Source organism: Paracoccus marcusii (assembly GCF_006151785.1).
Lineage (GTDB): Bacteria > Pseudomonadota > Alphaproteobacteria > Rhodobacterales > Rhodobacteraceae > Paracoccus > Paracoccus marcusii.
The window spans coordinates 1-23,350 of sequence record NZ_VDDD01000010.1 but is presented as its reverse complement, the minus strand read 5'-3'; the positions used below and the strand labels follow the sequence as shown (position 1 = coordinate 23,350).

Here is a 23,350-nt window from a genome sequence, read left to right as displayed (position 1 = left end):
GATGAAACGCACGACCTTGCTGCATGCCGAACTGTCCGGGCTGATCGCCGCCTTCGGCCATGGCGACATGCTGGTGATCGGCGATGCCGGGCTGCCCGTGCCCGCCGGCGTCCGGGTCATCGACCTGGCCCTGACCCGCGGCATTCCGGGCGTCTTCGATGTGCTGGACGTGGTGCTGGCCGAACTGGTCGTCGAACGTTCGGCGATGGCGACCGAAGCCGCCCCCGACCTGCAGGCCGAATTCGCGCGACGCGACATCGGACCGGTCACCATGCTGTCGCATGACGACTTCAAGGCGGCGTCGCGACACGCCCGCGCGATCGTGCGGACCGGGGAATGCACCCCCTATGCCAATGTGGCCCTTTACGCTGGCGTGCCGTTTTAGACGGAACCGATGCGCCGATATTGCGTTGCAAGCCCAGATGCTTATCCACAAGGAGACTGAGCGATGCAGAAGAAGATCCTGGGCCTGACCGCCGTTCTGGCCATGATGACGCTGGCCGCCTGCGAAACCGTGCAAGGTGCGGGCCGCGACATCTCGACCGCCGGCGCGGTCGTCCAGCAGGAAAGCGCCGAGGCTCAAGCCGGGATGTGATCCTGATCGATCGGCAAGACATGACGGCCCCCCGCAGCGTGCTGCCGGGGGGCTTTCTCATGCGCATGGGGCATTGGATAAGGAACCCGATGCCGGTCTGGTCCGTTTGAACGTATCCCTCAAAGAAACGATGAGGCCATCATGCGGATCATCCTGATGGCGCTGCTCGCGCTGCCTTTGCCCGCCCATGCCTTCACCGCCCGCAATGGCATGGAGGCCCGTCAGGTCGACGCGACCGATATCGCGGTCCCGTTCGAGGCGGGCCGGACCGACACGGATTACTGGTGCGCCGCCGGTGATCTTGCGCAGCAGGTGATGAACCAGCCGGTCGCGACGCGCATCTGGCGCGCCAGTCCCAAGCCGCGCGAGGCAGGTCAGGGCATCCTGTTCACGCTGGACCCGGCACGCCAGGCGCAGGGCGCAGGCCTGTCCCAGTTCGGATCAGGGCCGCGCGATGGCGCACTGTCGATCGGTCAGGCCGTGGCCAGCCATTGCCGCATCATCATTCCCTTCATTCGGGAATGATGATCAGTTGTCCATCTTCAGCGCCTGGATGAAGGCGGTCTGCGGAATCTCGACCTTGCCGAACTGACGCATCTTCTTCTTGCCGGCCTTCTGCTTTTCTAGCAGCTTCTTTTTCCGCGTGGCGTCGCCGCCATAGCACTTGGCGGTCACGTCCTTGCGCATGGCCGACAGCGTCTCGCGCGCGATCACGCGGGCACCGATCGCGGCCTGGATCGGGATCTTGAACATGTGCCGCGGGATCAGGTCCTTGAGCTTTTCGACCATTGCGCGGCCACGGCTTTCGGCACGGTCGCGATGAACCATGATCGACAGCGCGTCCACCGGTTCGTCATTCACCAAGATCGACATCTTGACCAGGAAATCCTCGCGGTACTCACTGATCTGATAGTCGAAGCTGGCATAGCCCTTGGTCACCGACTTCAGCCGGTCGTAGAAGTCGAACACGACCTCGGCCAACGGCAGGTCATAGACCACCATCGCCCGCGCGCCGGCATAGGTCAGGTCCAGCTGGATGCCGCGACGGTCCTGGCACAGTTTCAGCACGTCGCCCAGATACTCGTCCGGCACCATGATCGTGGCCTTGATGCGCGGCTCCTCGATATGGTCGACATGGGTCAGGTCCGGCATGTCGGCGGGGTTGTGCAGGTCGCGCACCTCGCCGTCGCGCATGTGCAGCTTGAAGACCACCGACGGCGCCGTGGTGATCAGGTCCAGGTCGTATTCGCGCTCAAGCCGGTCACGGATGACCTCAAGGTGCAGAAGCCCCAGGAACCCGCAGCGGAAGCCGAACCCCAGGGCCGCCGACGTCTCCATCTCATAGCTGAAGCTGGCGTCGTTCAGGGCCAGCTTTTCGATGGCGTCGCGCAGGGGTTCGAAATCGTTGGCGTCCACCGGGAACAACCCGCAGAACACCACCGGCTGCGCCGGCTTGAAGCCCGGCAGCGCCGTGGCACAGGGCTTGCGTTCCTGGGTGATCGTGTCGCCCACGCGCGTATCGCGCACCTGCTTGATCGAGCCGGTGAAGACACCGATCTCTCCCGGGCCCAGTTCGGCGATGTCGACCATCTGCGGCGTCAGGACGGCCAGCTTGTCGATGCGGTGGCTGGCGCCGGTCTGCATCATCTTGATCTGGTCGCCCTTGCGGATCACCCCATCCATGACGCGGATCATCACGACAACGCCCAGATAGGCGTCGTACCAGCTGTCCACCAGCATCGCCTTCAGCGGCGCGTCGCGGTCGCCCTTGGGCGCGGGCAGGCGCGTGACGATGGCCTCCAGGACGTCCGGGATGCCCAGACCGGTCTTGGCGCTGATCGGGATCGCGTCCTGCGCGTCGATGCCGATGACTTCCTCGATGTTCTCCTTGACGCGGTCGGGCTCGGCCGCGGGCAGGTCGATCTTGTTCAGGACCGGCACGATCTCGTGGCCTGCGTCGATCGCCTGATAGACGTTGGCCAGCGTCTGCGCCTCGACGCCCTGGCTGGCGTCGACGACCAGCAGCGACCCCTCGACCGCGCGCATCGACCGGCTGACCTCATAGGCAAAGTCCACGTGGCCCGGCGTGTCGATCAGGTTCAGGACATAGGTCCGGCCGTCCTTGGCCGGATAGCTGATCCGCACCGTGTTGGCCTTGATGGTGATCCCGCGCTCGCGCTCGATATCCATGCTGTCCAGCATCTGGGCCTTCATGTCGCGATCCGCGACAGTGCCCGTGGACTGGATCAGCCGGTCGGCCAAGGTGGATTTCCCGTGGTCGATATGCGCCACGATCGAAAAATTGCGGATGAGGTCAAGGTCGGTCATGGGCGGGCTATACAGCCCCGCAAAGGCCGCGAAAAGAGGGTTTCGCGGCCCTGCGTTATTTGGTGTCAGGGCGCGGTCGGAAGGTCCGCGGCCTTCAGCATCAGGCGCGCGACCTCGGCCGACGAGGCAGGGTTCTGGCCGGTGACCAAGTTACCATCGGCGACGGCAAAGGGCTGCCAGTCCGGGCCCTTCTGATGATGGCCGCCCTGGGCCTTCAGCTGGTCCTCCAGCATGAACGGGACAATATCGGACAGGCCGACCGCGTCCTCCTCGCTGTTGGTGAACCCCGCCACGCGACGGCCGTGGACCAGCGGATCACCCGAGGCGAGACGCGCCGACAGCAGGCCGGCCGGCCCGTGGCAGACCGCGCCGACGACCGCACCCTTGTCGAACGCCCGGCCCAGCAGATCGCCCAAGGCCTTCGAATTGGGCAGGTCCCACATCGTGCCGTGACCGCCCGGCAGGAACACGATGTCGCAACCGGACACCTCGACGTCCTCGACCTTGGTGGTGTTTTCCAGCTTGTTCATGACCGCCTCGTCGGCCAGCAGGCGGCGGGCCTCGTCGGTCATCGCGTCGCCCTCGGCCGAGGAAGGGTCCGCCGGGGGCTTGCCGCCCTTGATGCTGGCCAGCTCGATCTGCCAGCCCGCGTCCGATAAGATCCAATAGGGGGCGGCCAGCTCCTCCCAATAGAAACCCGTCGGTTTGCCGGTGTCGCCAAGCGTGTCGTGCGAGGTCAGGATGAACAGGGCCTTGGGCATGGTAAACCTCCTTGAGGGATGGAAAAATCGCCACGATGCCGGGATGGCGCCATGGCGTTCGGCATGTCAATGTTCCCCGACGCGTCCGAGTTCCCGATCGCGATGTCGCACCGGTGCGACCATCTGGGTCGCGCGGCCGCCAAGGCCCCTCGATGGGCCCGCAGGCGGCCTCGTGCGCCCAATTCACGCGCGGGCACTACCTCAAACGGGACCGGGTCGCACCAGGCTGTCGACGGGGCGCCTGCGCCGCAGCCCCGCCTCGCGCCACATCGCATAGCCCCCCGCCAGCGCGATCAACGCCGCCCCTGCCAAGGTGGCCGCATCGGGCCGCTCGCCAAAGATCACCGCCGCCACGACCAGCGCAAAGGCCAGCCGCGTGTATCGGAACGGCGCGACGACCGACGCCTCGCCCAGACGCGAGGCCGCCACCAGCGTCGCATAGCCCACGACGCCGAACACCACCGTCCCCGCCAGCAAGACGACCTCGATCGGGCCAGGCATCACCGGCGCGGGCCCGGCCAGCAAGCCCAGCACCACCCCCGCCGGAATCATCGCGCCATAGGCCGAGGCCGACAGTTGATCCGACGCCACCCCCGGCGGAATGCGCCGCGTAGCCAGATCGCGCAGCGTCAGCCCCGCGACGCCCGCCACCGCCCACAGCATTGCGGGATGGAACGCCGCCGTCCCGGGCCGCAGGATCAGCAGCACCCCCGCGAATCCGACCGCCACCGACAGCCAGCGGCGCCACCCGACCTTTTCACCCAGAAACAGCGCAGCGCCCAGCACCAGCGTCAGCGGCAGCACCTGCAGGATCGCAGAGGTCACCGCCAGATCACCCACCGCCAGCGCCGTCACCAGGCAGACGGCCCCCACGATCTCTCCGGCATTGCGCAACAGCGCCATGGGATGGATCAGGTCACCTGTCCAAAGACGCCCGCCCCGCCGCGCCAGACGCGTCCAGAATATCGCACCCGCGACCACGCCCACCATCGCCAGCAGCTGCCACACCGGCATCGACCGGGTCAGTACCTTGAGAAACGCATCCTCGACCGCGAACATCGCCATCGATGCCGACATAAACAGCGCGGCACGCCCGTTGTCGGTCACGCCGCACCTTCCAGGTTGGCGATCAGCGCGGGCAGTCCGCCCATGTCGGACAGCTGATGCAGGCGCGGATGATCGGGCGCCTCGGCATGTTCATGGCTCCAGGTCAGGTCATGCGGGATGAAGACCCCCGTCCCGCCCAGATCCAGCACCGGGATCACGTCGCTGCGCATCGAATTGCCCGCCATCAGGAACCGCGACGGCTCCACCCCCTGCCCCATCAGGACACGGGCATAGGCCTCGGGCGTCTTGTCGGCCAGGATCTGCACCGCCGCGAATCGCTCGGCCAGTCCAGAGGCTGCGATCTTGCGCTCCTGATCCATCAGGTCGCCCTTGGTGATCAGGATCAGCCGCCGCCCCTCCAGCGCGTCCAGGGCTTGTTCCACCCCCGGCAGCAGGGTCACGGGATGGGCCAGCATCTCGGCGCCCAGGTCCAGGATACGGGCGATCTGGCGGCCCTCGATGCGTCCGTCGGTCAGCTCGATCGCGGTCTGGACCATCGACAGCATGAAGCCCTTGATGCCGTAACCGTAGCGCGCAAGGTTCGCGCTTTCCGTGTCGTACAGCCGCGCCGCGATGGTCTCGGCGTCGCCGTGGTCCGACAGCAGCGCGCAGAACTCAGCCTCGGTGACGCGAAAGAACGTCTCGTTCTCCCACAGCGTGTCGTCAGCATCCAGCCCGATGGCGTCAAACAGGGTCATGTCGTCCTCTTGCGGGCGGCGCCGCGCTGTTTCAGGATCGAACGACCCAGCACAGGAGCGCCCGATGATCTATTCCGTCCCCGACATGAGCTGCGACCACTGCAAGGCCGCGATCGAGGCCGCCGTCGCCGGGGCTGGCGGCCGCGCAACCGTCGATCTGCCCGAAAAGCGCGTCACCGTCGAGGGGCTGGATCCCGCCACCGCGCAATCCGCCCTGACCGCCGCGGGCTTCACCCCCCGCCCGCTGCCTGCCACATGACCCCGATCACCGGGTTCGCCGCGATTGAGCGGCGGGCCGCTTGATGCTAGGATCGCCCGATCGGCCTATGCGGGCAAGAACCGGACCAACCGGCGCGCGGCCGTCCGAGGCATTTCGAGGAGACAGTCCAATGCTGAACCGTTTCGTGATCGCGGCCGCCGCGATCGTCATGACGACCCCCCTGGCCATGGCCGGACCCATCGACAGTGCCTGCGTGCGGTCGGACCGCGCGCGCGGCAACGCACCGCTGTGCGGCTGCATCCAGCAGGTCGCGAACCAGACCCTGTCCCGGTCGGACCAGCGCCAAGCGGCGCAGTTCTTCCGCGAGCCGCATCGCGCCCAAGAGGTCCGTACGTCAAAGCGTGACGCGGACAACGCCTTCTGGGCCCGCTACCGCAATTTCGCGGCGCAATCCGAACGGCTGTGCCGCTGATCTGAACTAACAGGCTGGCCCGCTTGGGTCAGCCGATGCGGGCCAGGATCTCATCCGTCAGCGCGGCCATCTCGGCCATTGCGGGACCTTTGGGGCGTTCGATCGCCCCCAAACCCAGTCCCAGGGTCTCGGCATAGACGACGCGGTTCGCGACCTGCGTGTCGGCCACCTGCGCGCCCAGCTCGGCCGCCTTCTGCGCCACCTCGACCGACAGGCGCGTGTTGGGGCGTGTGCGGTTCAGGACCACCAGCACATCCGCCTTGTCGCGCCGCGCCAAGTCCAGGACCCCTTCGGTCGCCCACAGGTCGACATGGCTGGTGGCCACCGGCACCACCACCAGATCCGCCACACGCAGCGCCGGGCGCAGGTCGCTGTCGATCTTGGGCGGCGTGTCGATGATGACGTAATCGAACCGACGCTTCAGCTTCTCCGATTCGTAGCTGGCCCCCCAGGCCGACGAGGTCGAGAAATCCATTGCCTCGTCCTCTCCCACGGCGGACATGCGTTCCATGAACCAGCGGCCCAGGCTGCCCTGCGGATCGGTGTCGATCAGGGCGACGGAATGACCCCGCGCATGCAGGCTGACCGCCAGATTGACGGCCAGCGTCGTCTTGCCCGATCCGCCCTTTTGCTGAGCCACCGTGATGATCCGACCTGACATTGCGACAATCCCCCGCGTTTGGCCCAGCCTAGGGTCCAACGCGGCCGATTGCACCAAGTTTCTGCATGTGCAGCATCAGGGATGCACGGACTGAACCTCGTACATCACGGGCTCGAACGACTTGCACATTCCGTGGATCTCGCGGTTCCGGCGACGCATCTCGGGGTCGCGCAGCATCGCTTGGTAATCGCGGCGGTCGCGCCACTGCGAATAGGTGGCGATGCGGGTCTGCGCGTCGTTCAGATGGATCGCCCCGCCCAGGCAGCCGGGCTGTCTGCTGATGACCTGCGCCCAAGCCTCGGTCAGCAGGTCCAACACGTCATGCGCGGTACCAGGGGTCACCTCGAAGGTGGTGATGACGGTCTGGCCGTCGAAATCGGGCGTGATGCGGGGCATGGGCTGGCCTTTCATGGGCATGGTCCTGCCACCAGCGTAACCCCCAAGCCCCTTGGCGCAAAGTGCCATTGCAGGGCGCTGCACGATGTGCATCCTGCCGGGACGAAACAGCAAGGACCAGCCATGACCCCGGTATTCGACGGCCACAACGATTTCCTGCAGCGCGTCGTGGCGGCGGGTGCGGATGCCGACCAGCTTTGGCTGCATGGCGACGGCACCGGCCATCTGGACCTGCCCCGGATGCAGGCCGGCGGCATGGTCGGCGGTTTCTTCGCGATCTGGATACCGACACCGGCAGGGCTGGGCGACGACCATGCGATGGACGCGATGGAGAACCCGCCCTTCGAGCTGCCCCTGCCCGCCCAGATCGCGTCCGACGTGGCCCTGCCCCAGGCTTTCGCACAGGCGGCGGCGTTGCTGGCGCTGGAGCGGACCGGCACCCTGGATATCGTGCGCGACGCCGCAGGGTTGCGCGCGACCATTGCGGCCGGGAGGATCGCCGCGATCATGCACATGGAGGGAGCCGAGGCGATCCGCGACCGCGACGCGTTGCATTTGTGGCACGCGGCGGGGCTGCGCTCGCTTGGGCCGGTCTGGTCGCGACCCACCCAGTTCGGCGAGGGCGTGCCCTTTGCCTTTCCCGCCAGCCCCGACATGGGCGGCCCGCTGACTCCAGAAGGTCATGCACTGGTCGCGGATTGCAACGCGCTTGGCATCATGCTGGACCTGTCGCACCTGAACCAGGCCGGTTTCGACGATGTCGCACGGCTGTCGGAGGCGCCCCTCGTCGCCAGCCACAGCGCCGTGCATGCCTTCAGCGAAAGCAGCCGCAACCTGACCGACCGGCAGCTGCGCCAGATCGCGGACAGCAAGGGCTTGGTCGGACTGAACTTCGCCTCCAGCTTCCTGCGGCCTGACGGGCGGCGCCAGCCGTTGGAGGATCTAGGCATGATGATCCGGCATCTGGATCACCTGCTGGATATCCTGGGAGAGGATGGCGTGGCCTTGGGGTCCGATTTCGACGGCGCGCTGATGCCGCGGGATCTGCCCGACGCATCGGCGCTGCCCGTGCTGATGAAGGCGATGGACGATGCCGGTTACGGCCCCGCCCTGATCCGCAAGATCGCCTGCGACAACTGGATCGGCCTGTTGGAACGCACCTGGCGCTAGGCGGGCCAGGGTTCCGGCCCTGCGTGTCTCACTCGGTTTCGGTCTGGCCGGGCGTCGCGACCTGCGCCACCGCGATCATCTGCGCCAGTTCGGGGTCGGCCGCAGGATCGGCCAGTGCGTAACGCTCGGTCAGGCTGGCGGGGGACAGTTCCACCCCGCTGATGACCTGCGCGCCGGGCGCCGCCGGGCCATAGGTCTGGCCGCTGACCGCGAAATAGACCGCGCCCGAATTTCCGGTCCGCAGAACGGGCGGCTGTTCCAGCGGCGGCAGCGCAAAGCGTTCGCCCGCATCCATGATCTTTTCCAGCAGCACCGTGCCGTCCGCCGATGTCACGCGCACCCAAGCCGGACGCGCCGCCATCAGTTCCAACGGGGGCGCATCCGGGGCCAGCGTGCGCACGACGCTTTCCACGGCGGCGGGCTGGGCGGTCTGCAAGGCGCCGATGGCGCCGGGCGTTCCGGTCGGCACCTGCGCCACGCCGGCCTGCTGGGCAAGTGCGTTCTGGGGAAGCGGCACCTGCGCGACCTGTCCCGCCGAGGCGATCACATCCTCGACCGTGGCGGAACTGTCCAGCAGACCGGGATCGATCGCCGCGATCGGCCCGTCGCGCGCGGTCAGGACCGGTGCCTCGAGGATCTGCGGACGGTAAAGGCGATCCAGCGCCTCGGGCTGGGGCAGGCTCAGCGCGATGTCGCTGCCCTGTCCGCCGTCGATGGCAGGGTCCGACAGCCCCGCGCCCTGTGTCGGGTCCAGTTCGGCGACCACCGTGGGCAGATCGTCACCCGGGGTCAGCGTGACGCGCTGGACCTCCTGCAGGACGGCCCATCCGCCATAGCCCAGCCCACCGATCAGTGCCATCAGCACGAAGATCGCGCCGATGGCGCGCGGCTCGACCTCGGACAGGAATCCGCGTTCCTGAGGGATGAACAAGGCGCGGGGATTGGCCAGCGCTTCGGCAGGGTCGGACGGACGGCGGCCCGGCTTGGGCCCGGCAGCGGCAGGAGCCATGCCGTGCGTCGGCTGAAAGCCAGATTCCTGACAGAACCGCCGGAAGACCCAGTCGGGGTCCATGCCCAGATAACGCGCATAGGAGCGCACATAGCCCGAGATGAAGCTGGGCGCGTCAAAGGCTGAGACGTCGCAGTTCTCGATCGCGGCGACATAGGACGCACGGATGCGCAATTCGCGCTGGACGTCCAGAAGGGACTTGCCCAACGTCGCCCGCTCTCCGCGCATCAGATCGCCCAACCGCGTGTCATCGTCCAGGAACACTGCCGTATCCCCGACTTGCACGAAATCTTCTGCCGGGTCAGGTGCCCGCAGCCTGCTCATCGCCTATGCCTCATCCGCTTGTTATAGGCTGCCTCCGAATCGAAGGCTACCAAAGCTTCTTTAGCCAAAGGTTATCACGCAGGCGAGAGCAGTTCACCCGTGGATTGCATTACGCGCTCAATTCCGCGCGATTCAGGGCACAGTGCGACCACAGTGCATCCATCGCCCGGACCAGGTGATCGATCTGCTTCGGATCGTGCACCGGCGACGGGGTAAAACGCAGCCGCTCGGTCCCGCGCGGGACCGTGGGGAAGTTGATCGGCTGCACGTAGATGCCGTAATCGCGCAGCAGCATGTCGGACAGCGCCTTGCAATGCACGGGATGACCGACATGGACGGGCACGATATGGCTGCCGTGGTCGATGATCGGCATACCGAGCGATTTCAGGCGCATCTTCAGGATGCGGGCATGCAGCTGCTGCGCATCGCGCAGCTTCTGCCCCTCGGCCGTCTTCAGCAGCGCGATGGACGCCGCGGCCCCCGCTGCAACCGCCGGTGGCAAAGACGTGGTGAAGATGAACCCCGGCGCATAGGACCGGATCGCGTCGCACATCTTGTCGCTGGCCGCGATATAGCCGCCGAACACGCCGAACGCCTTGCCCAGGGTGCCGTTGATGATGTCGATGCGATCCGACAGCCCGTCGCGTTCCGCGACGCCGCCGCCCCGTTTGCCGTACATGCCGACGGCATGGACTTCGTCCAGATAGGTCAGCGCGCCGAATTCGTCGGCCAGATCGCAGAACCCCTCGATCGGGCCGAAATCGCCGTCCATCGAATAGATGGATTCGAAGGCGATCAGCTTGGGCGCGTCCGGGTCGTCCGCGGCCAGAAGCTCGCGCAGATGCGCCAGATCGTTGTGCCGGAAGATGCGCTTGGCGCCGCCATTGCGCTTGATCCCCTCGATCATGGACGCGTGGTTCAGCTCGTCCGAATAGATGATCAGGCCGGGAAACAGCTTGGGCAGCGTCGACAGCGTCGCGTCATTCGCGATGTAGGCGCTGGAGAAGACCAGCGCCGCCTGCTTGTCGTGCAGGTCCGCCAGTTCGGATTCCAGGCGCTTGTGATAGACCGTGGTACCGCTGATATTGCGCGTGCCGCCGGACCCCGCACCGGTGGCGTCCAGCGCCTCGTGCATCGCGGCCAGGACGGTCGGGTGCTGACCCATGCCCAGATAGTCGTTTCCGCACCACACGGTGATTTCCTGGCGTTCGCCGTCGGGGCGATTCCAGACCGCCTGCGGGAACCGGCCCTGCGCACGTTCGATGTCGATGAAGGTGCGATAGCGCCCTTCCTCGTGCAGACGTGCAAGGGCCTTGTCCAAGGCGACATCATATTTCATGGCGGGCGATCCCTTGCATAGCTGGCTGGGTGCGATCATTCTCCGACCGCGCGCTTTCTGCCTTGATAGAGGTCAAGGCGCGAAAAAAACAGGCCGAAAACGTCGCAATTCGACGAAAGGCGCAGGCAGAAACCTGAAATCGACACCGCAAGAGGTAGGAATCATGGGCGAACACGCAAGGCTGCAGGACATCCTGACGCATCTGGACCAGGGGTTGGAGGATGCGCTGGCACGGCTGATGCGCTTTCTGGAGATCCCGTCCATCTCGACCGATCCGGCGCATGCGGGCGATGTGCGGACCGCCGCCGAATGGCTGGCACAGGAACTGCGCGACTTGGGCTTCGACACCCAGGTCCACGACACGCCCGGCCATCCGATGATCACCGCCCGCAGCCCCCGTGGCGATGCGCGCCCGCTGCTGTTCTATGGCCATTACGACGTGCAGCCGGTGGATCCGCTGTCCCTGTGGGACCGCCCGCCATTCGAACCGGCGATCGAGGATACGCCCCAGGGGCGCGTGATCCGCGCCCGCGGCGCGTCCGACGACAAGGGCCAGCTGATGACCTTCGTCGAGGCGTTCCGGGCCTGGAAGGCCGTGCATGGCGCCCTGCCCACCGACCTGATCCTGCTGTTCGAGGGCGAGGAGGAGTCCGGCTCTCCGTCGCTACGGCCGTTCCTGATCGAACATGCCGACAGCCTGCGCGCCGATCTGGCGATGATCTGCGACACGGCGCGCTATGCCGACGGGCGGCCCGCCATCACCACGCAACTGCGCGGGCTGGTGGGACAGGAGGTCGTGATCCATGCCGCCGATCGCGACCTGCATTCAGGCAGCTTCGGTGGGCTGGCGGCGAACCCGATCATGATCCTGGCGCAGGCGCTGGCGGCGTTGAAGGACGACACGGGTCGCGTCACCCTGCCCGGCTTCTATGACGGCGTGGCGGATCTGTCGCCGGAGCTGGCGCGCGACTGGCAGGCGCTGAATTTCGACGCCGCCGACTATCTGTCGCGCGTGGGACTGTCCCAGCCCATCGGCGAACGGGGCCGCACCGCGTTGGAGATGGTCTGGAACCAGCCCACGGCCGAGATCAACGGCATCGCCGGCGGCTATGCCGGCGCGGGGTTCAAGACCGTTCTGCCGGCGACGGCGCGGGCCAAGGTCAGCTTCCGCCTGACGGGCACCCAGGACCCGCAGGCGGTGCGCCAGGCGTTCCAGGATCATGTCCGCCGCTTCGTTCCCGCCGATTGCCGGGTGGAATTCCACGACCACGGCGCCGGGCCCGCCAGCGTCATGGACATCAGCGATCCGGCGTTCGGCCAGGCCAAGGATGCGCTGACGCAGGAATGGGGCCAGGAGGCCGCCTATATCGGCGGCGGCGGGTCGATCCCCATCGCGGGCGATTTCAAGGAGCTGCTGGGCATGGATTCGATGCTGGTGGGATTTGCCCGCGACGACGACCGCATCCATTCACCGAACGAAAAGTACGACGTGGAAAGCTTTGCCAAGGGCGCGCGGTCCTGGGCGCGCATCCTGTCGGCCCTGCGCTGACATGAAAAAGGGGGCCCGATCCGGCCCCCTTTCCCCAACTTGATCCGGTCTCAGCCCTGCGCGCTGCAATAGCTTTGGCTGGAGGTCCAGGCGGCGATGTCCGCGCGCTTCTTGCTGCTGCGCATCGGCGCCCAGTCCCGCGCGACGCCGCGCCAGCCGTTGTCGTCACGGGCGACGGCGTTGTCGCGTCCCACCTGCTGCGCAGCGATCTTGACCGCGCAGGCCATGTTGTCGGCGCCGTTGCGGATGTTGCCGGTGCAGTCATAGTTGCGCCATGTCGCCGGCGCGATCTGCATCAGGCCGATCCATTTGCCACCGCCGCCGGCGGCCTGCGGATTGAAGGTGCTTTCATGCCGCGCGACGGCCGACAGCAGCCCCGCCCAGAACGCCTTGCGGCCGGTGGGAGCAAGCTGGCGATAGTTGGGGCAGAACTCCGCGATGTCATGAGGGACGCTGGACAGCATCGTCACGCCTTCACGGTCAAGCGCCTCCATCGTGGCGCGGGTCCATTCGTCAGAGCCGTTGCGCTCTCCCCACCGCATCGGGGGCACCTGGGCCAGGGCCATCTCCTGCGCCTCGACCTGGGCGTCGGTCGGACCCGACGGGGTCGTGGAACAGGCGGCCACCAGGGCTAGGGCGGCAAGGGAAAGCGCGGCGCGCATGGTTACCTCTAAGGGTGGTTTCGTCGTCCTCTGCCATAGCGTGTGTCGAATATCCTGCAAGAAGAAGGATTTGCCTCGGCGGGAACCTGCCGCGACACGAAAGGCACATGGTCGGAAATCCGCCGACGGCCATGGCCGAACGCCACCGTTCATTCGAATTTTACGCATTGCACGGCCCCCGTGATGATTCGCGCGGCAGTGGCGGGCGGGGCCGTGACAATGCGACGGCCTTGCCCTAAAACCGCCGCCAGACCGTTTGCCGCCAAAGAGGCCCGCCATGCTTGACCTGACCTTCACCGCCCCGCAGCCGAAAGTGATCCAAGGCGCGCAAGGCGATTGGGAGCTGGTGATCGGGCTGGAGGTTCACGCCCAGGTCGCATCGAACGCCAAGCTGTTTTCCGGCGCGTCGACCCGTTTCGGGTCCGAGCCCAACAGCAACGTGGCCTTCGTCGATGCGGCCATGCCGGGCATGCTGCCGGTCATCAACGAATTCTGCGTGGCGCAGGCGGTCCGCACCGGCCTGGGCCTGAAGGCCCAGATCAACCTGCGCAGCGCGTTCGACCGCAAGAATTATTTCTATCCCGACCTGCCGCAGGGCTATCAGATCAGTCAGCTGTACCACCCCATCGTGGGCGAGGGAGAGATCATCGTCGACATGGCCCCCGGCGTCGCCCGCCGCGTCCGCGTCGAGCGCATCCACCTGGAACAGGACGCGGGCAAGTCGATCCACGACATGGACCCGACCATGTCCTTTGTTGATTTGAACCGCACCGGCGTCGCCCTGATGGAGATCGTCAGCCGCCCCGACATCCGCGGCCCCGAGGAGGCCGCCGCCTATGTCGTCAAGCTGCGCCAGATCCTGCGCTATCTGGGCACCTGCGACGGCAACATGCAGAACGGCAACCTGCGCGCCGACGTCAACGTCAGCGTCTGCAAGCCCGGCGATTACGAACGGTTCCAGGAGACCGGCGATTTCGGCCATCTGGGCACGCGCTGCGAGATCAAGAACATGAACTCGATGCGCTTCATCCAGGCGGCCATCGACTATGAGGCCCGGCGCCAGATCGCGATCCTGGAGGATGGCGGAAAGATCGTCCAAGAGACGCGCCTTTATGATCCCGACAAGGGAGAGACGCGGTCGATGCGGTCGAAGGAGGAGGCGCATGATTACCGCTACTTCCCCGACCCCGACCTGCTGCCGCTGGAGATCGAGCAGGCCTGGGTGGACGACATCGCGGCATCCATGCCCGAACTGCCCGATGAGAAGAAGGCCCGCTTCGTGCAGGGCATGGGCCTGTCGGAATACGATGCGGGCGTGCTGACCGCAGAAGTCGAGAACGCCGATTACTTCGAGGCCGTGGCATCGGGCCGCGACGGGAAGATGGCCGCGAACTGGGTCATCAACGAACTGTTCGGCCGCTTGAACAAGGAAGGTCTGACCATCGCGACCTCTCCGGTGTCCGCCGCGCAGTTGGGCGGCGTGATCGACCTGATCGCATCGGACGCGATTTCCGGAAAGATCGCCAAGGACCTGTTCGAGATCCTGTGGACCGAAGGCGGCGACCCCGCCCGGATCGTCGAGGAACGCGGCATGAAGCAGGTCACCGACCTTGGCGCGATTGAGGCCGCTGTGGACCAGATCATCGCCGACAACCCCGCCCAGGTCGAAAAGGCACGCGCCAACCCCAAGCTGGCGGGCTGGTTCGTGGGCCAGGTGCTGAAGGCCACCGGCGGCAAGGCGAACCCCGCCGCCGTCAACGACATGGTCGCCCGGAAACTGGCTCTGTGACCCTTACCCCCTCGCGACAGGACGCCGACATGCGCTTTGAATATTCCGTCATCCCCGCGCCGACCAAGACGGAGAAGGCCCGCGAGGCAAAGACGCCGACTGATCGGTATGCCCTGTCGCTGACGGCAGAGTTGAACCGCATGTCGGCCGAGGGCTGGGAATACGTGCGCGCCGATGTCCTGCCAAGCGAGGAGCGCAGCGGCCTGACCGGGCGCACCACGGTCTATCATAACGTGCTGGTGTTCCGCCGCCCGCACAGCGTCGATCCTGAACTGCGCCGCCTGCCCCAGCCCGAGGCACCCGAGGCCGCGCCCCCGGCCCCCGGCCCCCGATGCGATGACCGACCGCCCGTAAGGGTCAGGCGGCCGCGCTGAGCGGTTCGGGGCAGAACGGCACGACCTCGACCCGGTCGCGCTCGAACGTGCAGAAGCTGCCGGGGGGAACCTCGGTCCAGTCCGCCTCGTCGCTTTCCAGCGGTTCGGACACGACAGCCCAGCCCTGACGGCTTTCCGACCATCGATGATACAGCGACGGCGCCTGATCGTCGCTGCTGTAGCGCAAAGCGTACAGCCGCTCTCCGTCCGACAGGGCGCAGGCGGCGCGGACATGCGGTGCGCATCCGCGCTGACGCGCCAATGTGCCCAACAGCCCAAGCGCCCGTTCCATCGCAACCTTGGGGTTCTGGTCCAGCCCGCATCCCAGGGCGACTAGGAACAGCGCCTCGCTGTCGGTCGCGCCCTTGCGGTGGGGATAGTATTCGTCCGGGATCAGCACGTCGGCATGACGTCGGAAGGCGTCATAGCCGCCGAACTGGCCATTATGCATGAAGCTCCATCGACCGACGGCAAAGGGATGGCAGTTGTTGCGGCTGGTCGCCGTCCCCGTCGACGCCCGCACATGCGCCATGAACAGGCCGGACCGCACCTGCGCCACAAGGCTGCGCAGGTTCGGGTCGGACCAGGCCGGCATGACATCGCGGTACAGCCCCGGTTCGGGACGTTCGCCGTACCACGCGATGCCGAAGCCGTCGGCATTCACCGGCGTATGACATCGCATCGCGCCCTGGCTCTGCCGGATCAGCGAATGCGCCGGCCGGCTGACGATATCCTCCAGAAAGATCGGTGCGCCCAGATAGGCGGCCCAACGACACATGCCCTGCCCCTTCACGTCTCTTTTGTGACAGGACTAGCACGAAAGTCTGAAGGTTTCACCTATTCCGTAGGGGGTGCGGCCTCTTCCACGATGACAAGATCGCGTTCGCTGGCCCCTTTGGCATGCGCAAGCGCCGCCTGGTACTCGTTGCTGTGATAACAGGCAACGGCCGCATCAAGTGACGGGAACCGCGCGACCACGTGGCGGGCGCGGTCCGCCCCCTCCAGCACGTGATAGCGGCCGGCGCGGGCCAGGAACACACCGCCATGGGCGGCGATCGCAGGGCCCGCCGCCTTGGCATAAAGGCCATAGGCGTCCGGGTCCGTCACGGTCACATGGGCAATCCAAAGCGCTGTCATTTGCTGTCCTCGATGATCTTGCGGGCGTCCTGGAACGCCGTTTCCGCGGCCGCCAGAGAGGGCGCGCCACCCTGTGCCCGGTCGGGGCGGCCGCCACCGCCCTTGCCGCCCAGTGCAGCCGTCGCAGCCTGCACCAGCGCCACGGCACTGATGCGACCGGTCAGATCGGGCGTGACGCCCGCGGCCACGGTGGCCTTGCCGCCATCCTCGGCCAGCACCAGAACGGCGCCGCTGCCCAGGGATGCCTTCATCTCGTCGACCAGCGCACCCAGTTCCTTGCCGCCCACGCCCTCGACCTTGCGGGCGATGAACTTGACGCCCGCGATCTCCTCGGCCTCGTCACCGCCGCCCATCGCCAGCTGCCGCTTCAGCTGCGCGACCTCGTTGGCCAGCGCCTTGCGTTCGTCGGCCAGCGCGCGGACACGGGTCACAACCTCGGCGGACTGCGCCTTGAGGATGCCCGCGATCTCGGCCAGGCGGCTGTCCGCATCGCGCAGATGCGCCAGCGCCGCCTGTCCGGTCAGCGCCTCGATCCGCCGGACACCCGCGCTGGAGGCTGCGTCGCCCAACAGCACGAACGCCCCGATATCGCCGGTCCGCGCGACATGCGTGCCGCCGCACAGCTCCAGCGAATAGGTCGCCCCATCGGCGCCCTTGCCGCTGCCGGGCTGCGCGCCCATCGACACGACGCGAACCTCGTCGCCGTATTTCTCGCCGAACAGGGCCTGCGCCCCCAAGGCGCGTGCATCGTCAGGCGTCATGATCCGGGTTTCGACCGGGCTGTTCTGGCGCACATAGCCGTTCACCTCGGCCTCGATCGCCGCAAGCTGCTCGGCGGTGACCGCATGGTTGTGGCTGAAGTCGAACCGCAGCCGGTCCGGCGCGTTCAGGCTGCCCCGCTGCGCGACGTGATCGCCAAGGGCCCCGCGCAGCGCCTCGTGCAGCAGGTGCGTCGCCGAGTGGTTCGCGCGGATCGCCGACCGGCGGTCGTGATCGACCGACAGCTGCGCCCCCTGGCCACGACTGATGGTGCCCATCGTGACCTCGGCCTGATGGATAAAGACGCCGGCAACCTTCTTGGTGTCGGTGACGCGCGCCGCGCCCGTTTCGGTGCGGATCAGGCCATGATCGCCGACCTGCCCGCCGCTTTCGGCATAGAAGGGCGACTGGTTCACCACGATGGCGACCTTGGCCCCCTCGCCCGCCTCGGCCGCGTCGGCGCCGTCGATCACCAGCGCGGTGATCTGGCCCTCGGCCTCCTCGGTGTCATAGCCCAGGAACTCGGTGACGCCGTGCTTTTCGGCCAGCTCGAACCAGATGGTCGCATCCGCGGCCTCTCCGGAACCCGACCATGCGGCACGGGCCATGCGCTTCTGCTTGGCCATCGCCGCGTCGAACCCCTCGGTCTGCACCGCGCAGCCCTTTTCGCGCAGCGCGTCCTGTGTCAGGTCCAACGGAAATCCGAACGTGTCGTACAGCTTGAACGCGGCCTCGCCCGGCAGGTCGGCCCCTTCGGGCAGGCGCGCCAGTTCGTCGTCCAGCAGGCGCAGACCCCGGTCCAGTGTCTGGCGGAACCGCGTTTCCTCGGACCGCAGGGTCTCCTCGATCATCGCCTGCGCGCGTGTCAGCTCCGGATAGGCCGCGCCCATCTGGCGCACCAATGCGGGCACCAGCTTGTGCATGACCGGGTCCTGCGCGCCCAGCATATGCGCATGGCGCATCGCGCGGCGCATGATCCGGCGCAGCACGTAACCACGGCCCTCGTTCGAGGGCATCACCCCGTCCGCGATCAGGAAGCTGGTCGACCGCAGGTGATCCGCGATCACCCGGTGATGCACCTTGCCCGGCCCGTCGGGATCCGCGCTGGTCGCATGGGCCGAGGCCTCGATCAGCGAGCGCATCAGGTCGGTGTCATAGTTGTCGTGCTTTCCCTGCAGCAGCGCGCCGATCCGCTCCAGCCCCATGCCGGTGTCGATGGACTGCATGTCCAACGCCCGCATGGAGCCGTCCTCGAACTGCTCGTTCTGCATGAAGACCAGGTTCCAGATCTCGATGAAGCGGTCGCCATCCTCGTCCGGGCTGCCCGGAGGGCCGCCGGGGATCTTGTCGCCATGATCGAAGAAGATCTCGGTGCAGGGGCCGCAGGGACCGGTCGGGCCCATCTGCCAGAAATTGTCCGATGTCGGGATACGGATGATGCGGTCGTCGGACAGGCCCGCGACCTTCTTCCATATCTGCACGGCCTCATCGTCGGTGTGATAGACCGTGACCAGCAGGCGATCCTTGGGGATCGCGAAATCGCGGGTCAGCAACTCCCAGGCATGCGCGATCGCCTGGTCCTTGAAATAGTCGCCAAAGCTGAAATTGCCCAGCATCTCGAAGAACGTGTGGTGCCGCGCCGTATAGCCAACATTGTCCAGGTCGTTGTGCTTGCCACCGGCACGAACGCATTTCTGCGCGGTGGTCGCGCGGTTGTAGTCGCGCGTCTCTACCCCGGTGAACAGGTTCTTGAACTGCACCATGCCGGAATTGGCGAACATCAGCGTGGGGTCGTTGCGCGGGACCAGCGGGCTGCTGTCCACGACCCGGTGGCCGTTCCTTTCGAAATAGCCAAGGAAAGTCGAGCGGATGTCATTCAGACTGGGCATGGCGGGCCTTCATCGCAAAAGTGTCTCCGGCCAAGCCGGGCTGCCGATGGTCTATCGCCCGGCCGCTGCCCTGTCCAGCAACCGGCATGCGAAAAGGCGCAGGGTCTCCCCCGCGCCCGTCCGTTGTGATGGCAGCGACCTTATTCTGTCAGCGAGTCGTCGTCGCCGCTGTCCGACCCTTCGCCGACGCCAAATTCCAGGCCATGGCTGGCGCGGATCTTGTCCTCGATGGCAAAGGCCACCTCGGGGCGGTCGCGCAGGAACTGCTTGGCGTTCTCGCGGCCTTGGCCGATGCGCTCGTCACCATAGGAATACCACGCGCCCGACTTCTCGACCACGCCGGCCTTGACGCCAAGGTCGATCAGTTCGCCGACCTTGCTGATGCCCTCTCCGTACATGATGTCGAACTCGACCTGCCGGAAGGGGGGCGCGACCTTGTTCTTGACCACCTTGACGCGGGTGGCGTTGCCCACGACCTCGTCGCGGTCCTTGACCGCGCCAGTGCGACGGATGTCCAAGCGAACCGAGGCATAGAACTTCAGCGCGTTGCCGCCGGTTGTGGTCTCGGGGTTGCCGAACATGACGCCGATCTTCATGCGGATCTGGTTGATGAAGATCACCATGCAGTTCGAACGCCCGATGCTGGCGGTCAGCTTGCGCATGGCCTGGCTCATCAGGCGGGCCTGGCTGCCCATCTGCATGTCGCCCATGTCGCCCTCGATCTCGGACTTGGGCGTCAGCGCCGCGACAGAGTCGACCACAACCAGGCTGACCGCGCCCGACCGCACCAGCGTGTCCACGATCTCAAGCGCCTGCTCGCCCGTGTCGGGCTGGCTGATCAGCAGTTCGTCCAGGTTCACGCCCAGCTTCTTGGCGTATTGCGGGTCCAGCGCGTGTTCCGCGTCGACGAAGGCGCAGACGCCGCCCTTCTTCTGCTCCTCGGCCACGACATGCAGCGTCAGCGTCGTCTTGCCCGAGCTTTCCGGCCCGAAGATCTCGATGATCCGGCCCTTGGGCAGGCCGCCGATGCCAAGCGCGATGTCCAGACCCAGCGACCCCGTCGAGGTCGCCTCGATCTCGGCCACCGGACTGTCCTTGCCCAGCTTCATGATCGAGCCCTTGCCGAACTGCCGTTCGATCTGGGCCAGGGCGCTGTCCAGCGCCTTCTGCTTGTCCGCCGCGCGTTTGTCCGTCATGTCGAAGATGCTCGCCTGTGCCATGTGATCCCTACGTTATTTCACAGCCCTCCGGGCGGGGCAATCAATTCGACCGACCGGATGTTCTTGCCTTGTTCACCATTAGATGCGCCATCCTTAACCGGTTTTCAAGGATGTTGTGGACGATTGTCGATTCGTCTGCGCCAGCATCGCGCGGACAGGGTTAACAAAGCGTTTACAGCCTTTGGCGGGCCCGCTATCCAACCCCTCCGTGCATCTGCAACACCATGATCGGACGACAGGCATGCTGATATTCTGGGACCAGAGGCTGGTGTTTCTCGCCACGCCCAAGGCCGGCTCGACGGCGATCGAGGTTGCGCTCGAGTCGCTGGCCTCGGCGTCGCTGCTGCGACCGGACGCGCTCAAGCATACCGATATCGCCACCTATCGCCGTTTCGTCGGCCCCTGGCTTTCCGCGCAGACCGGTGCGGATTTCACCACGGTCGCCCTGATGCGAGAGCCGGTGGACTGGCTGCGCAGCTGGTACCGCTTCAAGCTGCGCGACGATCACGACGATCCGCGCCATGCCATGGACGGCATCAGCTTTTCCGATTTCGCGGCGCGTTATGCCGCAGGCCAGCACCGCGAAATCGGCAGCCAGAGCGCGTTTCTGACGGACGGCGATCATCGCGTCGACTGCATCTTCCGCTACGAGGACATCGCCAGCTTCGTGGATTTCCTGGAGACGCGTCTTGATTGCGCGATCGAGCTGCCGCGCATCAACGTGCCGCCCAGTGTCGACGTCCATCTGCCCGAACCGGCCGAGGCGCAGCTGCGCCACGCCATGGCCCGCGAACTGGACGTCTACGCGTCCTTGCACAGCCGCGGCTGATCTGCGCGTCAATGCAGCCGGTCGCTGCCCGAGGGGCGCGTCAGCTGCATCTCGACCATCTGCGTCAGCTCGGTCAGCGTGAACGGCTTGGCCAAGAACGATGCGTCTGCAATGGGCACCTGTCCGTCCACAAAAATGTCCTCGGTATATCCGGACATGAAGATGACCTTGGCGGAAGGCAGGATCCGCCGCCCCTCGCGGACCCAGGTGGGGCCGTCCATGCCGGGCATCACGACATCGGTGACGAAAATGTCGACCGGACCGTCGCGCCCTTCCAGAAGGCTCAGCGCGGCCTCTCCCGATCCGGCCTCGAGGACGTCATACCCCTTCAGCTTCAGGGCACGCGCGGCAAACGCGCGGACCGGCGCCTCGTCCTCGACCAGCAGCACGGTCGCCTTGGGGCCGGTCTGCAGCTGCGGGGTGGGCCGGGGTGCGGGACGCGCGGCTGGAACCGCCGCGATCTGGGCGCGGGCATGGGCCGGGAAATAGAGCGAGAAGGTCGTCCCTTCGCTCAGCACGCTGTCACAGAAGATGAAACCGCCGGTCTGCTTGACGATGCCATAGGCCGTCGACAGGCCCAGCCCCGTCCCCTCGCCCGTGCGCTTGGTGGTGAAGAACGGCTCGAAGATCTTGCCAAGATTATCCGGCGCGATGCCGCAGCCGTGGTCGCGCACGATGATGCGGACATAGTCGCCCTTGGACAGCGTGACCTGGTCGCGGGTCATCGCCTCGGACAGGTGAAGGTTTTCGGTGCGCACGGTGATGTCGCCTCCTTGCGGCATGGCATCGCGGGCGTTGACGACAAGGTTCATGATGACCTGCTCCAGTTGCCGCTTGTCGGCGCGGATGGCGCGCAGCGCCGGATCGTAGGTGATGGTCAGGCCCACCCGTTCCCCCACCAGCCGGTTCAGCAGGTGGGTCAGGTCGGCCAGCGTGTCTCGCAGGTCCAGCGTCTCCAGCCGCAGCGTCTGCTTGCGCGAGAACGCCAGCAGCTGTCCGACCAGCGCCGCCGCGCGGTTGGCGTTCTGGCTGATCTGGTCCAGGTCGGCATAATCCGGATCGCCCTTGTCGCGCTTGAGCATCAGCAGGTCGCAATGTCCGCTGATCGCGGTCAGCAGGTTGTTGAAATCATGCGCGACGCCGCCTGCCAGTTGGCCGATGGCCTGCATCTTCTGGCTTTGCACGAACTGCGCCTCCAGCGTCTTGAGGGCGCTGGCATCGGTCAGCACGGCGATCATGCGGCCAGCCTCGGCCGGGTCGCGCGCCAGCGACAGCTGGAAATAGCGGTCGCGCATCTCTCCTTGGCGGCTGTCGGGGTGGCGCAGGCGCAGCATTTCCGTTCCGTTGGTGGCGCGCCCGGCGCACATGTCGGAAAGCCAGTCTGCCAACGGGCGCCCCGGCCCTTCCAGCAGTTCGGCCAGGTTCTGGCCCTCGTCCGCCAGCATGCCGTCCAGCAGGTGACGCGCGGCGGCATTGGCGCGGCAGATGCGGCCATCAGTCGCCAGACGCAGCAGCGCGACGGGAATGGCGTCGAAATCATCGGCGGGGGGCTGGTCCTCCTCCATCGCCAGGGCCAGCTCGAACCCGTCAGGCTGGACCCCGGCGCGGTGCAGCGACCAGATCTGCAGCGGCGCGTCGGGCAGGCAGGACAGCGACAGGATCTCTCCCTCGGCCAGTTCCAGATCGGCATTGCCCACCCGCAGCGCACGGGCGGTCAGGTCGGCCAGCTGCCCTTCGGCATCGGCCCGCAGGCGCGCGATCAGCGACAGGACAGGGCGACCGGTCAGGTCCTCGAACTCGGTCCGGGCGGCCTCGTTCTGGAACAGCACCTGGCCGCGGGCATCGCACATCCAGATCGGGTCGGCGGCGGTCGCCACCTCTCCCCTGATGGCGCGCAGGGCCTTGCGGGCCGATAGTCCGCGCGCCAGATGGCCCACGGCGACCGCGCCCCCCAGCAGGTACCACGCCACCGCGACCGTCGAGGCAAGCACGGCCGCCGTCCCGGTCGCGGCGCCCGGTCGCGCCATCAGCACGGCCGCCCCCAGCACCATCGGCGCCAGCA

Annotated in this window: 24 protein-coding genes; 10 read left to right on the top strand and 14 right to left on the bottom strand. The window is 66.6% G+C overall.

What is annotated here, in order from left to right; all coding sequences use genetic code 11:
• Nucleotide 1 precedes the first annotated feature (1 nt).
• From rbsD to FHD68_RS03085, 3 genes are all read left to right on the top strand, one after another.
• Nucleotides 2–385 (top strand): D-ribose pyranase, encoded by a 384-nt coding sequence (gene rbsD, locus FHD68_RS03095; RefSeq protein WP_127898628.1) that lies wholly within the window; start codon nt 2–4, stop codon nt 383–385.
• Nucleotides 386–448: 63 nt separating this feature from the next.
• Complete coding sequence (locus tag FHD68_RS03090; protein WP_064503532.1) at nt 449–595, top strand: entericidin A/B family lipoprotein; 147 nt, start codon at nt 449–451, stop codon at nt 593–595.
• Nucleotides 596–736: 141 nt separating this feature from the next.
• Nucleotides 737–1,120, top strand: coding sequence for a hypothetical protein (locus FHD68_RS03085; protein WP_127898629.1), 384 nt, complete (start codon nt 737–739; stop codon nt 1,118–1,120).
• 3 nt (nt 1,121–1,123) lie between these two features.
• Here FHD68_RS03085 and lepA read toward each other — a convergent pair whose 3' ends face one another.
• The 4 genes from lepA to FHD68_RS03065 form a co-directional block, all read right to left on the bottom strand.
• Nucleotides 1,124–2,923 carry a translation elongation factor 4 gene (lepA, locus tag FHD68_RS03080; protein ID WP_127898630.1) on the bottom strand — a complete coding sequence of 600 codons (1,800 nt, stop codon included), beginning with the start codon at nt 2,921–2,923 and terminating at the stop codon, nt 1,124–1,126.
• 65 nt (nt 2,924–2,988) lie between these two features.
• Nucleotides 2,989–3,684 (bottom strand): type 1 glutamine amidotransferase domain-containing protein, encoded by a 696-nt coding sequence (locus tag FHD68_RS03075; protein WP_127898631.1) that lies wholly within the window; start codon nt 3,682–3,684, stop codon nt 2,989–2,991.
• Nucleotides 3,685–3,885: 201 nt separating this feature from the next.
• Nucleotides 3,886–4,791, bottom strand: coding sequence for a DMT family transporter (locus FHD68_RS03070; RefSeq protein WP_240542414.1), 906 nt, complete (start codon nt 4,789–4,791; stop codon nt 3,886–3,888).
• Entirely contained in the window at nt 4,788–5,489 is a 702-nt protein-coding gene (locus FHD68_RS03065) for an HAD family hydrolase (RefSeq protein WP_127898632.1), read from the bottom strand. The genes FHD68_RS03070 and FHD68_RS03065 overlap by 4 nt, the downstream gene beginning before the upstream one ends.
• Nucleotides 5,490–5,553: 64 nt before the next feature.
• On the opposite strand from FHD68_RS03065, the gene FHD68_RS03060 reads away from it, so the two are divergent.
• Nucleotides 5,554–5,748: a cation transporter gene (locus FHD68_RS03060; protein ID WP_127898633.1), complete on the top strand. Its 195-nt coding sequence runs from the start codon at nt 5,554–5,556 to the stop codon at nt 5,746–5,748.
• 130 nt (nt 5,749–5,878) lie between these two features.
• Nucleotides 5,879–6,181: a hypothetical protein gene (locus FHD68_RS03055; RefSeq protein ID WP_052714596.1), complete on the top strand. Its 303-nt coding sequence runs from the start codon at nt 5,879–5,881 to the stop codon at nt 6,179–6,181.
• Between the two features lie 28 nt (nt 6,182–6,209).
• Here the strand turns inward: FHD68_RS03055 and parA are convergent, their stop codons facing one another.
• Both parA and FHD68_RS03045 read right to left on the bottom strand, forming a co-directional pair.
• Nucleotides 6,210–6,842: a ParA family partition ATPase gene (gene parA, locus FHD68_RS03050; RefSeq protein WP_127898634.1), complete on the bottom strand. Its 633-nt coding sequence runs from the start codon at nt 6,840–6,842 to the stop codon at nt 6,210–6,212.
• A gap of 75 nt (nt 6,843–6,917) precedes the next feature.
• On the bottom strand, nt 6,918–7,238 hold the full coding sequence (locus FHD68_RS03045) for an antibiotic biosynthesis monooxygenase family protein (protein ID WP_045981336.1): 321 nt from the start codon (nt 7,236–7,238) through the stop codon (nt 6,918–6,920).
• 123 nt (nt 7,239–7,361) lie between these two features.
• Between FHD68_RS03045 and FHD68_RS03040 the strand changes: the two genes are divergently transcribed.
• Nucleotides 7,362–8,408: a dipeptidase gene (locus tag FHD68_RS03040; protein WP_127898635.1), complete on the top strand. Its 1,047-nt coding sequence runs from the start codon at nt 7,362–7,364 to the stop codon at nt 8,406–8,408.
• Nucleotides 8,409–8,436: 28 nt separating this feature from the next.
• Here FHD68_RS03040 and FHD68_RS03035 read toward each other — a convergent pair whose 3' ends face one another.
• Together FHD68_RS03035 and hemA are read right to left on the bottom strand one after the other, a co-directional pair.
• Complete coding sequence (locus tag FHD68_RS03035; protein ID WP_127899373.1) at nt 8,437–9,645, bottom strand: helix-turn-helix domain-containing protein; 1,209 nt, start codon at nt 9,643–9,645, stop codon at nt 8,437–8,439.
• A gap of 205 nt (nt 9,646–9,850) precedes the next feature.
• The gene (hemA, locus tag FHD68_RS03030) at nt 9,851–11,080 is read right to left on the bottom strand and encodes a 5-aminolevulinate synthase (protein ID WP_045999074.1); all 1,230 of its coding nucleotides are present in this window, start codon (nt 11,078–11,080) and stop codon (nt 9,851–9,853) included.
• 163 nt (nt 11,081–11,243) lie between these two features.
• Between hemA and FHD68_RS03025 the strand changes: the two genes are divergently transcribed.
• Nucleotides 11,244–12,629 (top strand): M20/M25/M40 family metallo-hydrolase, encoded by a 1,386-nt coding sequence (locus tag FHD68_RS03025; RefSeq protein ID WP_127898636.1) that lies wholly within the window; start codon nt 11,244–11,246, stop codon nt 12,627–12,629.
• Between the two features lie 50 nt (nt 12,630–12,679).
• Here the strand turns inward: FHD68_RS03025 and FHD68_RS03020 are convergent, their stop codons facing one another.
• Nucleotides 12,680–13,291, bottom strand: a complete 612-nt coding sequence (locus FHD68_RS03020) for a transglycosylase SLT domain-containing protein (RefSeq protein ID WP_045981225.1) — start codon at nt 13,289–13,291, stop codon at nt 12,680–12,682.
• Between the two features lie 277 nt (nt 13,292–13,568).
• Here FHD68_RS03020 and gatB point away from each other — a divergent pair, with 277 nt between their 5' ends.
• Together gatB and FHD68_RS03010 are read left to right on the top strand one after the other, a co-directional pair.
• Nucleotides 13,569–15,080 (top strand): Asp-tRNA(Asn)/Glu-tRNA(Gln) amidotransferase subunit GatB, encoded by a 1,512-nt coding sequence (gatB, locus tag FHD68_RS03015; RefSeq protein ID WP_045999072.1) that lies wholly within the window; start codon nt 13,569–13,571, stop codon nt 15,078–15,080.
• Nucleotides 15,077–15,454, top strand: coding sequence for a DUF4177 domain-containing protein (locus FHD68_RS03010; protein ID WP_244297746.1), 378 nt, complete (start codon nt 15,077–15,079; stop codon nt 15,452–15,454). The genes gatB and FHD68_RS03010 overlap by 4 nt, the downstream gene beginning before the upstream one ends.
• Here the strand turns inward: FHD68_RS03010 and FHD68_RS03005 are convergent.
• The 4 genes from FHD68_RS03005 to recA form a co-directional block, all read right to left on the bottom strand.
• Nucleotides 15,438–16,232 carry a class II glutamine amidotransferase gene (locus FHD68_RS03005; protein WP_045999070.1) on the bottom strand — a complete coding sequence of 265 codons (795 nt, stop codon included), beginning with the start codon at nt 16,230–16,232 and terminating at the stop codon, nt 15,438–15,440. The genes FHD68_RS03010 and FHD68_RS03005 overlap by 17 nt on opposite strands.
• A gap of 59 nt (nt 16,233–16,291) precedes the next feature.
• On the bottom strand, nt 16,292–16,591 hold the full coding sequence (locus FHD68_RS03000; RefSeq protein WP_127898638.1) for a DUF1330 domain-containing protein: 300 nt from the start codon (nt 16,589–16,591) through the stop codon (nt 16,292–16,294).
• On the bottom strand, nt 16,588–19,239 hold the full coding sequence (gene alaS / locus FHD68_RS02995) for an alanine--tRNA ligase (RefSeq protein WP_127898639.1): 2,652 nt from the start codon (nt 19,237–19,239) through the stop codon (nt 16,588–16,590). Before alaS ends, FHD68_RS03000 begins: the two co-directional genes overlap by 4 nt.
• Before the next feature lie 140 nt (nt 19,240–19,379).
• Nucleotides 19,380–20,459, bottom strand: a complete 1,080-nt coding sequence (gene recA / locus FHD68_RS02990; protein WP_045999067.1) for a recombinase RecA — start codon at nt 20,457–20,459, stop codon at nt 19,380–19,382.
• Nucleotides 20,460–20,700: 241 nt separating this feature from the next.
• Between recA and FHD68_RS02985 the strand changes: the two genes are divergently transcribed.
• On the top strand, nt 20,701–21,288 hold the full coding sequence (locus FHD68_RS02985) for a sulfotransferase family 2 domain-containing protein (protein ID WP_127898640.1): 588 nt from the start codon (nt 20,701–20,703) through the stop codon (nt 21,286–21,288).
• 8 nt (nt 21,289–21,296) lie between these two features.
• Here the strand turns inward: FHD68_RS02985 and FHD68_RS02980 are convergent, their stop codons facing one another.
• Nucleotides 21,297–23,348, bottom strand: coding sequence for an ATP-binding protein (locus tag FHD68_RS02980; RefSeq protein WP_244297744.1), 2,052 nt, complete (start codon nt 23,346–23,348; stop codon nt 21,297–21,299).
• Between the last annotated feature and the right edge of the window lie 2 nt (nt 23,349–23,350).

Bases quoted from the DNA above. Each gene is read 5' to 3' on its own strand.
- rbsD (WP_127898628.1), top strand. From the start codon at position 2: ATGAAACGCACGACCTTGCTGCATGCCGAACTGTCCGGGCTGATCGCC.
- FHD68_RS03090 (WP_064503532.1), top strand. From the start codon at position 449: ATGCAGAAGAAGATCCTGGGCCTGACCGCCGTTCTGGCCATGATGACG.
- FHD68_RS03085 (WP_127898629.1), top strand. From the start codon at position 737: ATGCGGATCATCCTGATGGCGCTGCTCGCGCTGCCTTTGCCCGCCCAT.
- lepA (WP_127898630.1), bottom strand. From the start codon at position 2,923: ATGACCGACCTTGACCTCATCCGCAATTTTTCGATCGTGGCGCATATC.
- FHD68_RS03075 (WP_127898631.1), bottom strand. From the start codon at position 3,684: ATGCCCAAGGCCCTGTTCATCCTGACCTCGCACGACACGCTTGGCGAC.
- FHD68_RS03065 (WP_127898632.1), bottom strand. From the start codon at position 5,489: ATGACCCTGTTTGACGCCATCGGGCTGGATGCTGACGACACGCTGTGG.
- FHD68_RS03060 (WP_127898633.1), top strand. From the start codon at position 5,554: ATGATCTATTCCGTCCCCGACATGAGCTGCGACCACTGCAAGGCCGCG.
- FHD68_RS03055 (WP_052714596.1), top strand. From the start codon at position 5,879: ATGCTGAACCGTTTCGTGATCGCGGCCGCCGCGATCGTCATGACGACC.
- parA (WP_127898634.1), bottom strand. From the start codon at position 6,842: ATGTCAGGTCGGATCATCACGGTGGCTCAGCAAAAGGGCGGATCGGGC.
- FHD68_RS03045 (WP_045981336.1), bottom strand. From the start codon at position 7,238: ATGCCCCGCATCACGCCCGATTTCGACGGCCAGACCGTCATCACCACC.
- FHD68_RS03040 (WP_127898635.1), top strand. From the start codon at position 7,362: ATGACCCCGGTATTCGACGGCCACAACGATTTCCTGCAGCGCGTCGTG.
- FHD68_RS03035 (WP_127899373.1), bottom strand. From the start codon at position 9,645: ATGCGCGGAGAGCGGGCGACGTTGGGCAAGTCCCTTCTGGACGTCCAG.
- hemA (WP_045999074.1), bottom strand. From the start codon at position 11,080: ATGAAATATGATGTCGCCTTGGACAAGGCCCTTGCACGTCTGCACGAG.
- FHD68_RS03025 (WP_127898636.1), top strand. From the start codon at position 11,244: ATGGGCGAACACGCAAGGCTGCAGGACATCCTGACGCATCTGGACCAG.
- FHD68_RS03020 (WP_045981225.1), bottom strand. From the start codon at position 13,291: ATGCGCGCCGCGCTTTCCCTTGCCGCCCTAGCCCTGGTGGCCGCCTGT.
- gatB (WP_045999072.1), top strand. From the start codon at position 13,569: ATGCTTGACCTGACCTTCACCGCCCCGCAGCCGAAAGTGATCCAAGGC.
- FHD68_RS03005 (WP_045999070.1), bottom strand. From the start codon at position 16,232: ATGTGTCGTTGGGCCGCCTATCTGGGCGCACCGATCTTTCTGGAGGAT.
- FHD68_RS03000 (WP_127898638.1), bottom strand. From the start codon at position 16,591: ATGACAGCGCTTTGGATTGCCCATGTGACCGTGACGGACCCGGACGCC.
- alaS (WP_127898639.1), bottom strand. From the start codon at position 19,239: ATGCCCAGTCTGAATGACATCCGCTCGACTTTCCTTGGCTATTTCGAA.
- recA (WP_045999067.1), bottom strand. From the start codon at position 20,459: ATGGCACAGGCGAGCATCTTCGACATGACGGACAAACGCGCGGCGGAC.
- FHD68_RS02985 (WP_127898640.1), top strand. From the start codon at position 20,701: ATGCTGATATTCTGGGACCAGAGGCTGGTGTTTCTCGCCACGCCCAAG.